We start from the raw sequence: 13,926 nt of genomic DNA on the forward strand, positions 1-13,926 counted from the left end.
TCGGCCACAGAATCGTTTTCTACCGCAAGTTCAGTAGCTTAGCCGCCTCCAAGGGTGCGCGCGACGATGTCGGCCGAGTCCCGCGAGAGGCCCGGGATCGCCTTGATCCGATTAAGCATTTCGCCGGCTTTGCCGGCCCGCGATTTTTCCAGCCGGCGCCAGGATCCGAAGGCCGTCAGGAGCCGCGCGGCAACCTGTGGGTTGGTCGAATCGAGGGCCGCGACCGTGTCGGCGACGAGCGAAAAACCGGCTCCGTCGGGCCGCGCGAACTGAGTCGGGTTTCCGAATGCGAAACTTCCGACCAGGGCGCGCACCCGATTCGGGTTGGTCATCGTGAAGGCCGGGTGGATCTTGAGGCGGTTGATTCGCTCCAGGGTGCCGGGTTCGGGGATCTGCGCCTGGATGGCGAACCACTTGTCGAGGACCAGCGGTTCGTCGGCGAAACGCTCCGCGAAGGCCGCAAATGCATCCTCCCGGGCCTGGCCCGGGATCAGCGCCAGGGTGCCCAAAGCCGCCAGCCGGTCGGTCATGTTGGTGGCGTTCGCCAGGCGTTCCGCGGCACGCTTGGCCCCGGCCTCGGGATCGCCGGCGGCGATCAGGTCGAGGGCGGCATTGCGCAGCGACCGGCGCCCGGCCGAGGCCGCGTCCGGGCTGTAAGTCGCGCCATCAGCCGGGGCGAGGGCGGCGTCGAGGTGCTCCAGGCGCGAGCGCAGGGCCCGGCCGAGACGCGCCCGCAGATCGAACCGCGCCCGGTGGATCGCGTCCGGATCGACGTCCGCCGGCAGGGAGTCGGCGGCCTCGCCCTCGCTCGGCAGGGCCAGGACCAGGGCCGCGAAGGCCGGGTCGGCCAGCGCCTCACCGTCGAGGAAGCGCCCCAGCGCCTCCGCGAAGGCATCGGCCCGGGCAGGATCGGGGTCGAGAATCAGCCGCAGGGCGACATCCTGCGCCGCCTGCCAGCGGTTGAACGGATCGCTGTCCTGCGCGAGCAGCCGCATGCGCTGGGCGTCGGTGAGGTCGAAATCGAGCCGCACCGGGGCCGAGAAGTCGCGCAGCAGCGACGGCACCGGCTCCTCGGTGACGGTCTCGAACACGATCTCGGCCTCGGCACGGTCGAGGACGAAGACCCCGTCCCGCACATCCGGGCAGGTGGCGCCCGTGAGCGGCCCCGCGGCGCCCACGAGGCCGAGGGCCACCGGGATCACCAGGGGCGGCGCGTCCTGGCCGGCTTCGCCGGGCAGGCTCTGAGCGAAGCGCAGGGTGCAACGGGCAACCTGGGCATCGTAGGCCATGGTGACGGACAGGCGCGGCGTGCCGGGCCGCTCGTACCAGCGGGCGAAGGCCGAGAGATCGCGCCCGGTCACCGCCGCGAAGGCCGCCAAAAAGTCCTCGACGGTGGCGGCGCGGCCGTCATTGTCCGCGAAGTACCGGTCCATGCCGGCCCGGAACGCCTCCGGGCCGATCAGCGTGCGCAGCATCCGGACGATCTCGGCGCCCTTGTCGTAGACGGTGGCCGTGTAGAAGTTGTTGATCTCGGCATAGGCCCGCGGCCGCACCGGGTGGCGCAGGGGGCCGGCATCCTCGGGGAATTGCCGGGCCCGCAGAGAGCGGACCTCGGCGATCCGGTGGACCGGCCGGGAGCGCATGTCGGAGGAGAATTCCTGGTCGCGGAAGACCGTCAGCCCCTCCTTGAGGCAGAGCTGGAACCAGTCCCGGCAGGTGACCCGGTTGCCCGACCAGTTGTGGAAATACTCGTGGGCGATGATCGCCTCGATCGCCGCGTAGTCGCCGTCGGTGGCGGTCTCGGGGCTTGCCAGGACGTATTTGTCGTTGAAGATGTTGAGGCCCTTGTTCTCCATGGCGCCCATGTTGAAGTCGGACACGGCGACGACGTTGAACACGTCGAGATCGTAGGGCCGGCCGAAGGCGGTCTCGTCCCACTTCATGGAGCGGATCACGGCGTCGAGGGCGTAGTCGGCGCGGGCTTCCTTGCCGGGCTCGACATAGACCGCGCAGGTGACGGCGCGGCCTTCTTGAGTGGTGAAGCGGGTCTCGACCTTGCCGAGCCGGCCGCCGACCAGGGCGAACAGGTAGGCGGGCTTCGGGTGCGGGTCGTGCCAGACCGCGAAATGCCGGTCCGCACCGACGGCGCCGAATTCGACGAGATTGCCGTTGCCGAGCAGCACCGGCGCCTCGGCCCGGTCCGCCTCGATGCGGGTGGTGTAGACCGCCATGACGTCGGGGCGGTCGAGGAAATAGGTGATCCGGCGGAAGCCGTCGGCCTCGCACTGGGTGCAGTAGACCCCGCTCGAGCGGTAAAGGCCCATCAGCTTGGTGTTGGCGGTCGGATCGACCTCGGTGACGAGGCGTAAGGTGAACGGCTGCTGCGGCGGGGCGTGCAGGCTGAGGCCCGATTGCGTCGCGGTGTAGGACTCCGCCGCGAGCGCCGCGCCGTCGAGGGCGACCGAGACCAGCCGGAGATCGTCGCCGTCGAGATGGAGCGGCGCGCCCGGCCGTCCGGCCGGGTTCGGGCGCAGGGCCAGGGTCGCGTCGATCCGGGTGGCGTGCGGGTCGAGGCGGATGTCGAGATCGACCCGGTCGATCAGGTAGTCGCTCGGCCGGTATTCCTCCAGGCGGATCAGCGGCGGCGTCTCGGTGCGCATTCGGCTCTCTCCGGATCGGGTTCGGGCCCGTTCTGGTCCCTCGCGGGGCCGGGCGCAACGCGGTCCGGGAGCCTAGCCAGGCCGCGTCAGGGCGGCAGGCCCGCGGCTATGCCGTGCCGCTCCATCAGCGCGACGGCCTTCCTGTCGAAGGAGACGAAGGTCTCGCCGCCGAGCCAGCGGCCATCGAAGGCGATCACGCCGTCGGCGAAGTCGCCGCCGGCATCGAGCACGGCCAATCCGGCTTCGACCGCGGGCCTGTTGGCGACCACGTTGCGCATGTCGAGGATGCGACGGATCGCGGCGGCGACATCGGCTCTTCGCACCCCGTAATGCCGCTCCAGCACCCAGACGAACTCACAGAGCGCGTGAACGCTGACGGCAACCAGTTCGGCCCGCTCCAGTGTCTCGACCGCCTTGTCCCGCTGCGCCACGTCGTCCCCGACGATCAGGCGCAGGAGGACATTGGTGTCGAGGCTGATCTTCACGGGCGCTCGAGCCCACGCATCCCGGCCGCCGTGCCCGCTTCGGCGATGGCCTCGTTCACCTCGTCGATCGTGAGCCGGGCGCCGTTGGTGCGATCCTTCAGGAAGTCCTGCAGGTCCCGCCACGAGCCCTTGGCCTGATCGGCCTTCAGCTCCGCCCGTCCGTCGGGGAGGAGGTCGAGCCGGATCTTGCCTCCGGGCTTGATGCCCAGATGCTGCAGAATCTCCTTGCGGAACGTGACTTGGCCCCGCGCCGTGACAGTCAGTGTCGGCATGATGCGATCTCCCGTCGGCGCCAGGGTAATGCGGTCGTGCATTATGGTCGAGCGTCGGATAACGGCTCGCCGCTTGCCGCGGCACCGACTTTCTTCATTCGCCACAGCCCGCCGATCAGCCCGAGATTGATCACCGCGAGCAGCGCCAGCAGGCCCCACAGGGCGTCGGGCCCGATCCGAACCAGCAGGAAGGCGCCGAGCGGGGGCGCCAAGGCCTGGGCCACCAGACCGGGCCGGGCCAGGCGGCCGACCAGCCCGGCGTAATGCTCGGGGCCGAACAGGGCGAGGGGCACGGTCCCACGCGCGATCGAGTAGATCCCGTTCCCGGCGCCGTAGATCGCCAGCGCCAAGCCGATCGCCGGCCCGTGCGAGGCCAGCAAGAGCAGGCCGAGGGCGACCAGCGTGAAGGCGGCGGTAAGAGTCCAGAGTGGGTGGTGTCGGCCCCGGTTGGCGATCTCCACCAGCCGGGCGCCGACCTGCGACGGCCCGATCAGGCCGCCATAGGCGACTGCGGCGGCCAGCGTTTCGCCCCGGGCCTGGAGCAGGGTCAGCAGATGCACCGAGACCAGCGCCATGATGGTGCCGCCGAGCACCAGCACGCCGGCCATCAGCAGGAAGGCGCGGGCCTGCCACGGCGCCAGCGGCACGACCGGGTGCGCCCGACCGGTCTCCGCCACAGCCCGGGGCGTGGCCGGCGGGATGAAGGCGAGGACCAACGGCAGCGTCACGGCCAGATGCAGGCCGGCATAGGCGAAGCAGGTCCCCCGCCAGCCGAGATGGGCGACCAGGAAAGCCGAGAGCGGCCAGCAGACCGTGCTGGCGAAGCCGCCGACCAGGGTCAGGGCCGTGATCGCGGAGCGTGCCTCGGATCCGTAGAGCCGGCCCAGCGTAGCGTAGGCGGGATCGTACAGGCCGCAGCCCATGCCGAGACCGAGGATCAGCCAGCCGGCGAGGAAGACCGGGAGCGTCGGGGCGAGGCCCAACACCGCGAGGCCCGCGGCGAGCAGCAGCGCCGCCGCCGCGAGAATCGGCCGCCCCCCGCGCCGCTGGATGACGGCGCCGACCCGCGGCGAGGCGAAGGCCGCCACCAGCAGGCCGAGGGACAAGCCGCCGACGATCCAGGCGAGCGGCCAGCCGGTGTCCCGGGCGATCGGCTCGGCCAGCACGGCCGGGATATAGAAGGAGGAGCCCCAGGCGAGGATCTGCACCACGCCGAGCGCCGCGATCACCGGCCAGCGGCGGGTTCGGTCGGCCACGGGCTCAGCCCGTCCCGAGGAGGGGCAGCCACAGGGCGAGCGCCAGCAGGGCGGCGAGCAGCACCGGCCCGGTGATGACGAGGCCGATCCGCATGTACTGGCCCCAGCCGATCCTTTGGCCCTTGCTCGCCAGCACGTGCAGCCACAGCAAAGTCGCGAGGCTGCCGATCGGGGTGAATTTCGGGCCGAGGTCGCAGCCGATCACGTTGGCGTAGACCATCAGCTCGCGCATCAGCGGCGACAGGTCGGGGGCCTGCTGGATCGCCAGCGCGCCGATCAGCACGCTCGGCATGTTGTTCATGACGGAGGACAGGATCGCGGCGCCGAAGCCGGCCCCGAGCGTCGCCACCAGCGGCCCGTATCCGGCCAGCCAGGCCAGGCCGCCGGCCAGGGCATCGGTCAGGCCGGCATTCCGGAGCCCGTAGACGACGAGATACATGCCGAGGCTGAACAGCACGATCTGCCACGGCGCGCCGGCCAGCACCTTGCGGACCGGGATGCGCCCGCCCCTGCGCGCGAGCAGCAGGAGCACGGCCGCGCCCGCGCAGGTGACCACCGAGACCGGCACCCCGAACGGCGCGGTGACGAAATAGGCGACGAGCAGCAGGCCGAGCAGCGGGAAGGCCGCTCGGAACAGCAGAGCGTCGCGGATTGCGTCGCGGGGCCGCTCCAGCTGGTCAACCGGGTAGGTGAGCGGCACCGCGGACCGGAAATACAGCCCCAGCACCAGCAGCGTGGCGGCGAGCGACACCAGATCGACCGGCACCATCACGGCGGCGTAACGCCCGAAGGTCACATCGAAGAAGTTCGCCGAGACGATGTTGACCAAGTTGGAGATCACCAGCGGCAGGCTGGTGGAATCCGCCACGAAACCGCAGGCGATGATGAAGGCCAGCGCGGCCCGCGGCTTGGAATCGAGCTTCAGCAGAATCGCCAGCACGATCGGCGTCAGCAGCAGCGCGGCCCCGTCATTAGCGAACACCGCCGCGATGGCGGCGCCGAGCAGCACCACCAGGGGAAACAGGCGCCGGCCCCGCCCGCCGCCCAAGCGGGCCACGTGCAGTGCCGCCCAGTGGAAGAACCCGGCCTCGTCCAGCAGCAGCGAGATGATGATCAGGGCGACGAAGGTGAAGGTCGCGTCCCAGACGATGTGCCAGACCACCGGCACGTCGGCCGGCTGGATCACCCCCGTGGCGAGGGCCACGCCCGCCCCGATCAGGGCGCTCCAGCCGATCCCGAATCCCCCCGGCTGCCAGATGACGAAGACCAGGGTGACGGCGAAGATCGCGAAGGCGAGCATGCGGGCGGGGTTCTTTCCGGCGCCGGATCAGGCGAGACCGACGCGGCGACCGATCTCGTCCACCACCGGCTCGCCATCCTCCTTGACGAACGCGCCCTGCTGCGGCGGCAGCAGATCGAGCACCAGCTCGGAGGGCCGGCACAGGCGGACGCCCCTCGGGCTGACCACGAGCGGCCGGTTCAGCAGGATCGGATGGGCCGCGACGGCATCGAGCAGCTGGTCGTCGGTCAAGGCCGGATCGGCGAGGCCGAGTTCGGCAAAGGGCGTGCCCTTCTCGCGCAGGGCGTCGCGCACCGAAAGGCCGGCCCGGGCCAGGAGCTGCTTGAGCAGGGTCCGTGCCGGCGGGGTCTTCAGATACTCGATCACGTGCGGCTCGAGGCCGGCATTGCGGATCATCGCCAGGGTGTTGCGGGAGGTGCCGCAGGCGGGGTTGTGGTAGATCACCACGTCGATGGCGTGATCAGGCATGGTCCACCTCGTTCGCGTTCGGGCCGCAGGTCGACAGGGCTGCGAGCGCCGGGGCGCAGAGCTCCGGGTGCCCCTGGCAGCAATCCGTCATGAGAAATTCGACCAGCCCGGATAGGACCGGGTAGGCGACGCTGTAGATGATCGAGCGCCCCGCCCGGCGGGACCCGATCAGCCCGGCTTGCTGCAACTCCTTCAGGTGGAAGGAGATGGTCGAGGCGGACACGCCAATGGCGGCGGCCAGGGCACCAGAGGCCATGCCGTCCGGCCCGGCCTTCACCAGCGCCCGGAGTGCCCGCAGCCGGTGCTCCTGCCCCAGGGCCACGAAGGCCGCGAGGGCTTGCGGTTCGTCCATTTTCGTTTCAACATTCAAACGATCTTTTGAATATACGAGACAGCGCCCCCGTGGACAAGCCCGAGCAGCCCTTCGCCGACGGAATCCCGAATCTCAGCCGGCCGCATTTCGTGGTGCCGGATGCGGCACAGATCGCGGTGGCGCAGCCCTTCACGCACGCGCCGCGCTTCCTGGTCCTGTACGGCTCCCTGCGCGCGCGCTCGTTCAGCCGCTTCCTGGCCTACGAGGCGGCGCGCCTGCTCGAAGCCATGGGCGGCGAGGTCCGGATCTACGACGCCCACGGCCTGCCGCTGCCCGACGACACCACCGCAGACCATCCGAAGGTGCAGGAGCTGCGTGCGCTCTCGGTCTGGTCGGAGGGGCAGGTCTGGGTCTCGCCCGAGCGGCACGGCAATCTCACCGGGGTGATGAAGAGCCAGATCGACTGGCTGCCGCTCAGCGAGGGCAGCCTGCGCCCGACGCAGGGGCGCACGCTCGCGGTGATGCAGGTCTCGGGCGGCTCGCAGAGCTTCAATGCGGTCAACAGCCTGCGACTGCTCGGCCGCTGGATGCGGATGATCACCATCCCGAACCAGTCCTCGGTGCCGATGGCCTACAAGGAGTTCGACGAGGCCGGCCGGATGAAGCCGGGGCCGCTCTACGAGCGTGTGGTCGATGTCTGCGAGGAGCTGATGAAGTTCACCCTGCTGACCCGCGAGCGCGCCGATTATCTCGTCGACCGCTACAGCGAGCGGAAGGAACGGGCGCCGGAGCGGCTTCGCGACGTGGCGACCGATATCGGCATCGGGAAGCCCTGACGCGGGCCGGGCGGCCTACTCGCCCGAGGGCCGGCGCTCTAGCTAGGACAGCGACCGGCCCGGCCGGCCAAATCCGTTTCAGTTTCCGTTTCCGTTTCCGCCGAGGGCGCCGCGACGGCCCTCGCTCCAACCCAAGGGATAGCCGCCTGATGGAATACCTGCACACGATGGTCCGGGTGGCCGATCTCGACCTGGCGCTCGCCTTCTACGTCGACACGTTCGGCCTGAAGGAAGTCCGACGCATCGAGAACGAGAAGGGCCGCTTCACCCTGGTCTTCCTGGCCGCCCCCGGGGATGTCGAGCGGGCGCAGGCGAGCAAGTCGCCGCTGATCGAGCTGACCTACAACTGGGATCCGGAGACCTATTCCGGCGGGCGCAATTTCGGGCACCTCGCCTATCAGGTCGACGACATTTACGCCTTCTGCGCGCAGCTGAAGGACAAGGGCGTGACCATCAACCGTCCGCCCCGCGACGGCTACATGGCCTTCGTGAAGTCGCCGGACGGGATCTCCATCGAGATCCTGCAGAAGGGCGGCGCCAAGGAGCCTCAGGAGCCCTGGGCGTCGATGGAGAACACCGGCAGCTGGTAAAGCTCCCGGCACCCTTGACCCGGACGGCGGCGCGGGCGCATCTGCCCGCGGATCAGCCGGCCGGGCGGCCGCTCCGGATGCGCGAGCATCCGGGGAGGAAAGTCCGGGCTCCATGGAGAGACGGTGCCGGATAACGTCCGGCGGGGGCGACCCCAGGGATAGTGCCACAGAAAGCAGACCGCCCCGGATGCGTCCGGGGTCAGGGTGAAAGGGTGCGGTAAGAGCGCACCGCGGACGCGGCAACGCGGACGGCACGGCAAACCCCACCGGGAGCAAGACCGAATAGGGGCGGCGCGCCCTTCGCGAGAAGGGCAGGCCCGCTCTCCAGGCCAGTCGCCCGGGTTGGTTGCTCGAGGCGGTCGGCAACGACCGTCCCAGAGGAATGGCCGCCACGTCGGCGCGCGCGAGCGCTCCGGCCTTACAGAACCCGGCTTATAGGCCGGCTGATCCAACCGCCCGAAAGACGCGCCGCGACAACGTTTGGCGCCGCGCTCGGCCGCCTGCCGGAGCGCTCGGGGAAGACCCAAAAATCCCGCGCGGCGAAAACCTTCGGTTAACCGTACCGGGGTCAGATCGGTCAGCGCCGCTGCGCCAGGCGCGTGCGTTGACGATCCTCCGAGGCCCATGATACCCGGCATCCTCCCGTCAACGGCGTGTATCGGATCGCCGGGCGTCACCTGCACAGGTGCAGGTCCCGTCCGTGCGCGGCGTTTTGCGCGCTCTGCATCCGGTGCCGTTCCCGTCACGCGCGCCGCGCTCGCGCGGCCCGGCACAGGGCACCATGAGACGCACCAGCCGCATCCGCGCCGGAGCCCCCGGTTCGCGCCGAATTCCCGTCCGTCCCTGCGCCGCCCCGGCGAGGCCCGCATGATTCGGCGCCGTCCTCCGGCCGAGATGGCCGCCGCGCACCGCGACGGCCCCGTCGCCGCCGCGCAGCCGCATGTCCCGGTCCTGCTCGACGAGGTCGTGGAGTCGCTCAATCTCGATGGCGGGCTGGCCGTCGACGGCACTTTCGGGGCCGGCGGCTACACCCGGGCGCTGCTCGCGGCCGATCCGGCGCTGCAGGTGATCGCCATCGACCGCGACCCGCAGGCCATCGCCAACGGCCAGGCCCTGGTCGCCGAGGCCGGCGGGCGCCTGCGCCTCGTCTCCGGCCGGTTCGGCGATCTCGATGCGCTGCTCGACGAGGCCGGCGAGGCCAAGGCCGACCGGGTCGTCCTCGATATCGGCGTCTCGTCGATGCAGCTCGACGCACCGGAGCGGGGCTTTTCGTTCCGCAACGACGGCCCCCTCGACATGCGCATGGGCAAGGACGGCCCGAGCGCCGCCGACATCGTCAACGAGGCCGACGAGACGGTGCTCGCGGACATCATCTATCATTACGGCGAGGAGCGGCGCTCCCGCGCCGTGGCCCGGACCATCCACGAGGCCCGCCGCCGCGGCCGGATCGAGACCACCGCCCAGCTCGCCGAGCTGGTCGCCAGCGTGGTCTGGGCCGAGCCCGGCAGCCACATCCACCCGGCGACCCGGACGTTCCAGGGCCTGCGGATCGCCGTCAACGACGAGCTCGGCGAGCTGGTCCGGGCGCTCCACGCCGCCGAGCGGGTGCTCGCCCCGGGCGGGCGGCTCGCGGTGGTGACGTTCCATTCGCTAGAAGACCGGATCGTCAAGCAGTTCTTCGCCGCCCGCAGCGGCCGCTCCGCCCAAGGCTCGCGCCACCTCCCCGGCGGCCAAGCCGAGACGATCCGCAGCTTCCGCCTCGTCACCAAGGGTCCGGTCCTGCCGGGCGAGGCCGAGATCGCGCGCAACCCACGCGCCCGCTCGGCCAAGCTCCGGGCTGGGGAGCGCACCGAATCCGAGACGCCCGAACCGCTTGCCGCGCTCCACGCGCTGGCGAGCCTGCCCGAAGCCGCCCGCGGGGGCCATCGCCGATGATCCGCCTGCTGAACCTTCTGGCGGTCGCCGGCCTCGTGGCCTCGGCGATCTACGCCTACTCGATCAAGTACGACACGCTCTACCAGGGCGGGCAGGTCTCCAAGCTGCAGACGGCGCTCCACAAGGAGCGTCAGGCGATCGCGGTGCTGCGCGCCGAGTGGCAGCTCCTGACCCGGCCGGACCGGCTACAGGCGGCGGTGGACAAGCACCTCGCCCTGGAGCCGATCGGCACCAGCCACCTGGCCCGCCTCTCGGACCTGCCCGCCCGCCCCGAGCGCGGCGACGAGATCGGCCGGCTACTCGCCGCGACGGCGACGCCCAAGGACAAGGGCACGGCCGAGCCGCGTACCACCGGTGCGATCACCCGCACCGTCACCACGACCCGCACCCCGAATACCGCTTCGAGGTAATCACCCGTGTCCGAAGACGCCGACCACACCCGAGACGCGGCAGCCGAGGCGCAGATCTCGGAGCACGACGCACAGGCTCTAGACGCATCGGCGCACGAGGCGCCGGCTCACGACTCGGCGCACTACGCCGTGTCCGAGCAGGATGCCGCCGCGCTCGAGGCCGCCGCCCGGGCGCTGCATCCGGACCCGCGCGCCGCCCGCGTTCGGGCGTTCGTGCGCAGCATGTTCCGGCTCGCCATCGAGCGGTCGCACATGCGCGTCGCCCTGGTCGGGCTGGTCTTCGTCGCGGTGTTCGGGACGATCTCGGCCAAGCTCCTGATGATGGCCGTGTTCGGCGATCCGCCCAGCCAGGAGCACCGGGTCGCGGCCGCCTCCTCGACGGCGTTCCGCCCCGACATCGTCGACCGCAACGGCGAGATCCTGGCCACCGACATCCGCACCGTCTCGGTCTTCGCCGAGCCGGGCAACATCTACGACAAGGACGAGGCGGTGGAGCTGCTCACCGCGGTCCTGCCGGAACTCAACGCGTCCGAGTTGCGTGCCAAGCTGTCCTCGCGCAAGGACAAGAAGGGCGCGGGCTTCGTCTGGGTGAAGCGCGAGTTGACCCCGAAGCAGCAGGCCGAGGTCCACCGGCTCGGCATCCCGGGCATCGGCTTCCTGCCCGACCACAAGCGGGTCTACCCGAACGGCACCGCCGCGGCCCACATCCTCGGCGCGACCAACCTCGACGGCGTCGGCATCGCCGGCATGGAGAAGTACATCGATTCCACCGGCCTGCAGGCGCTCAACAGCTTCGGGCTGGTCAACAAGCAGGCCGACCTGAAGCCGGTGCAGCTCTCCCTCGACCTGCGCGCCCAGTTCGCCGTGCGCGACGAGCTCGCCTGGGGCATCGATCACTTCAAGGCCAAGGCCGGCGCCTCGATGATCCTCGACGTCAAGACCGGCGAGGTCATCGCCCTCGTCTCGATGCCGGACTTCGACCCGAACGACCCGAAGGACGCGCTCTCGCCCGACCGAATCAACCGCATGAATGTCGGCGTCTACGAGATGGGCTCGACCTTCAAGGCGATGACGCTGGCCATGGCGCTCGATTCCGGGAAGTACAACGTCAACTCCACCTTCGACACCCGCGGCGGCGTGCTGAACTGGGGCCGGCAGAAGATCCACGAGTATCACGGCACCAACCGGGTCATCACCATGCCGGAGGTGTTCACGCACTCCTCCAACATCGGTTCGGCCAAGATGGCTTTGGGCGTCGGCGTGCCCGGCCACAAGGCGTTCCTGAAGAAAATGGGCCTGCTCGACCGGCTCCGGACCGAGCTGCCCGAGAGCGCCGCCCCGATCGTCCCGTCCCGCTGGACCGAGATCAACACGATCACCATCGCGTTCGGCCACGGCATCGCGGTGGCGCCGATCCAGGCGGCGGCGGCGGTCGCGGCGATCGCCAATGGCGGCGACCTGATCACCCCGACCTTCCTGAAGGCTGCGCCCGACGACAAGGCGCGCGCCACGCACGTTCTCTCCGGACAGACCTCCGAGGCGATGCGCTACATCATGCGCCTCAACGCGGCGGAGGGCTCGGCTAAGAAGGCGGCGATCCCGTACTACTTCGTCGGCGGCAAGACCGGCACCGCCGAGAAGGTGATCGGCGGGCGCTACATTCACAACCGCCTGTTCACGACCTTCATGGCGGCGGCGCCGATGAACGACCCGAAATACCTGTTCGTCACGATCATGGACGAGCCGCAGGGCCTGCCGGAATCGGGCGGCTACGCCACCGCGGCGTGGAATTCCGGCGTCGTCACCGGCAAGGTGATCGAGCGGGTCGCCCCGATCCTCGGCCTGCCGCCGCAATTCGATCCGCCGGTCCGGCCCTTCCCCCAGATGGTCAAGCTCAACGCCTACCACGTGAACCAACTGGGCGGCCCGTGAGCGCGCGGCTCGCCGATCTCTTCCCGGAGGCCGCCGGCCCGGCCGCCAACCTCACCGTGTCGGCGCTCACCGCCGACAGCCGGCAGGTGGCGCCGGGGACCGTGTTCGTGGCCGTGCCCGGCACGAAGGCCGACGGCCGTCTGTTCGCCGCGCAGGCCGCCGGTCGCGGCGCCGTCGCGGTGGCCGGGGAGGGGGATCGCCCCGCCGACCTGCCCGATTCCGTCGCCTGGATCGCGGTTCCGGATGCCCGCCGGGCGCTGGCACTCGCCGCCGCCCGGCTCGCCGGTGCGCAGCCCGGGGCCGTGGTCGCGGTCACCGGCACGGCCGGAAAGAGCTCGGTCGCCGATTTCGTGCGTCAGATCCTGGCCCGGCTCGGCCGCGACGCGGCGAGCCTCGGCACCGTCGGGATCGTCACCAATCGCGGGGCGGAATACGGCTCGCTCACCACCCCCGACCCGGTGACGCTGCACCAGACCTTGGCGCGCCTCGCCCGGGAGGGCGTCACCGAGCTCGCCATGGAGGCGTCCTCCCACGGGATCGAGCAGCGCCGCCTGGACGGCGTGCGGCTGACCGCGGCGGGCTTCACCAATCTCGGCCGCGACCATCTCGATTACCACGCGAGCATCGAGGAGTACCTCGCGGCCAAGCTGCGCCTGTTCACCGACCTGCTGCCGGAGGGCTGCCCGGCGATCGTCAACACCGACGGCGCCTATGCCGACCAGGTGATCGCGGCAGCCGAGGGCGCCGGGCGGCCGGTCCGCACGGTCGGGCGCGCGGGAACGGAGATCCGTCTCGTCTCGGCGATGACCGAGGGCTTCGCCCAGGCCGTCACGCTCCTGCATGCGGACGTGACCCGGACGGTGCGCCTTCCGCTGGTCGGCGATTTTCAGGTCGCGAACGCCCTGGTGGCGGCCGGGCTGGCACTCGCGACACCGGCCGGTGCCGCCGATCCGGAGGGCGTGTTCGCGGCCCTCGACCACCTCACCGGCGTGCCGGGCCGGATGGAGCGGGTCGGCGAGGCGCGGGGCGGCCTGTGCCTCGTCGATTACGCCCACAAGCCCGAGGCCCTGGAGAGCGTGCTGACCGCCCTGCGGCCGTTCGCGTGCGGCCGGCTCGTGGTGGTGTTCGGCTGCGGCGGCGACCGCGACCGGGGCAAGCGCCCGCTCATGGGGGCGATCGCCGAGCGGCTCGCCGACGTCGCGATCGTCACCGACGACAACCCGCGCACCGAGGATCCCGCGCAGATCCGCCGCGCGATCCGCGAAGCGGCTCCGAAGGCTGAGGAAATCGGCGACCGGGCGGCGGCGATTCACGAAGCGGTGCGCCGGCTCGGCCCCGGCGACGTGCTGGTCGTGGCCGGCAAAGGCCATGAAACCGGCCAGATCGTGGGAGATCGCACCCTGCCGTTCTCGGACCACGAGGTCCTGCGCGCCGCCATCGCCGAGGCGACGGCGTGACGGCGATCGGGG

The 13,926-nt window shown here is 70.7% G+C and carries 13 protein-coding genes and 1 other RNA gene; 7 read left to right on the forward strand and 7 right to left on the reverse strand.

All coding sequences use genetic code 11. From position 1 onward, the window contains the following. Positions 1–38 precede the first annotated feature (38 nt). The 7 genes from pepN to BM228_RS14380 all read right to left on the reverse strand — a co-directional run bounded on the left by pepN (position 39) and on the right by BM228_RS14380 (position 6,793). The gene (pepN, locus tag BM228_RS14350) at positions 39–2,660 is read right to left on the reverse strand and encodes an aminopeptidase N (RefSeq protein ID WP_092041599.1); all 2,622 of its coding nucleotides are present in this window, start codon (positions 2,658–2,660) and stop codon (positions 39–41) included. 86 nt (positions 2,661–2,746) lie between these two features. Further along, on the reverse strand, positions 2,747–3,145 hold the full coding sequence (locus tag BM228_RS14355) for a type II toxin-antitoxin system VapC family toxin (protein WP_092041601.1): 399 nt from the start codon (positions 3,143–3,145) through the stop codon (positions 2,747–2,749). After that, on the reverse strand, positions 3,142–3,417 hold the full coding sequence (locus BM228_RS14360; protein ID WP_092041793.1) for an AbrB/MazE/SpoVT family DNA-binding domain-containing protein: 276 nt from the start codon (positions 3,415–3,417) through the stop codon (positions 3,142–3,144). Before BM228_RS14360 ends, BM228_RS14355 begins: the two co-directional genes overlap by 4 nt. A gap of 41 nt (positions 3,418–3,458) precedes the next feature. After that, positions 3,459–4,673, reverse strand: coding sequence for an MFS transporter (locus BM228_RS14365; RefSeq protein ID WP_092041604.1), 1,215 nt, complete (start codon positions 4,671–4,673; stop codon positions 3,459–3,461). 4 nt (positions 4,674–4,677) lie between these two features. Further along, positions 4,678–5,973: an arsenic transporter gene (locus BM228_RS14370; RefSeq protein ID WP_092041607.1), complete on the reverse strand. Its 1,296-nt coding sequence runs from the start codon at positions 5,971–5,973 to the stop codon at positions 4,678–4,680. 27 nt (positions 5,974–6,000) lie between these two features. Next, a complete protein-coding gene (gene arsC / locus BM228_RS14375; RefSeq protein ID WP_167367736.1) occupies positions 6,001–6,441 on the reverse strand; it encodes an arsenate reductase (glutaredoxin) in 441 nt (146 codons plus the stop codon). Then, a complete protein-coding gene (locus BM228_RS14380) occupies positions 6,434–6,793 on the reverse strand; it encodes an ArsR/SmtB family transcription factor (RefSeq protein ID WP_092041610.1) in 360 nt (119 codons plus the stop codon). Before BM228_RS14380 ends, arsC begins: the two co-directional genes overlap by 8 nt. Before the next feature lie 50 nt (positions 6,794–6,843). Here BM228_RS14380 and arsH point away from each other — a divergent pair, with 50 nt between their 5' ends. From arsH to BM228_RS14415, 7 genes are all read left to right on the forward strand, one after another. After that, on the forward strand, positions 6,844–7,590 hold the full coding sequence (gene arsH, locus BM228_RS14385) for an arsenical resistance protein ArsH (RefSeq protein WP_092041613.1): 747 nt from the start codon (positions 6,844–6,846) through the stop codon (positions 7,588–7,590). A 149-nt stretch (positions 7,591–7,739) separates the two neighbouring features. Next, the gene (locus BM228_RS14390; protein ID WP_092041616.1) at positions 7,740–8,180 is read left to right on the forward strand and encodes a VOC family protein; all 441 of its coding nucleotides are present in this window, start codon (positions 7,740–7,742) and stop codon (positions 8,178–8,180) included. A gap of 52 nt (positions 8,181–8,232) precedes the next feature. Further along, an RNA gene (gene rnpB / locus BM228_RS14395) (RNase P RNA component class A) lies at positions 8,233–8,631 on the forward strand. Positions 8,632–9,047: 416 nt separating this feature from the next. Continuing rightward, entirely contained in the window at positions 9,048–10,115 is a 1,068-nt protein-coding gene (rsmH, locus tag BM228_RS14400) for a 16S rRNA (cytosine(1402)-N(4))-methyltransferase RsmH (protein ID WP_425284944.1), read from the forward strand. Then, positions 10,112–10,525 carry a cell division protein FtsL gene (gene ftsL, locus BM228_RS14405; RefSeq protein ID WP_092041622.1) on the forward strand — a complete coding sequence of 138 codons (414 nt, stop codon included), beginning with the start codon at positions 10,112–10,114 and terminating at the stop codon, positions 10,523–10,525. The genes rsmH and ftsL overlap by 4 nt, the downstream gene beginning before the upstream one ends. Positions 10,526–10,531: 6 nt before the next feature. Continuing rightward, complete coding sequence (locus BM228_RS14410) at positions 10,532–12,457, forward strand: peptidoglycan D,D-transpeptidase FtsI family protein (protein ID WP_092041626.1); 1,926 nt, start codon at positions 10,532–10,534, stop codon at positions 12,455–12,457. Next, positions 12,454–13,914, forward strand: coding sequence for a UDP-N-acetylmuramoyl-L-alanyl-D-glutamate--2,6-diaminopimelate ligase (locus tag BM228_RS14415; RefSeq protein ID WP_092041629.1), 1,461 nt, complete (start codon positions 12,454–12,456; stop codon positions 13,912–13,914). The genes BM228_RS14410 and BM228_RS14415 overlap by 4 nt, the downstream gene beginning before the upstream one ends. Positions 13,915–13,926 lie beyond the last annotated feature (12 nt).

This window comes from Methylobacterium pseudosasicola, from assembly GCF_900114535.1.
Lineage (GTDB): Bacteria > Pseudomonadota > Alphaproteobacteria > Rhizobiales > Beijerinckiaceae > Methylobacterium > Methylobacterium pseudosasicola.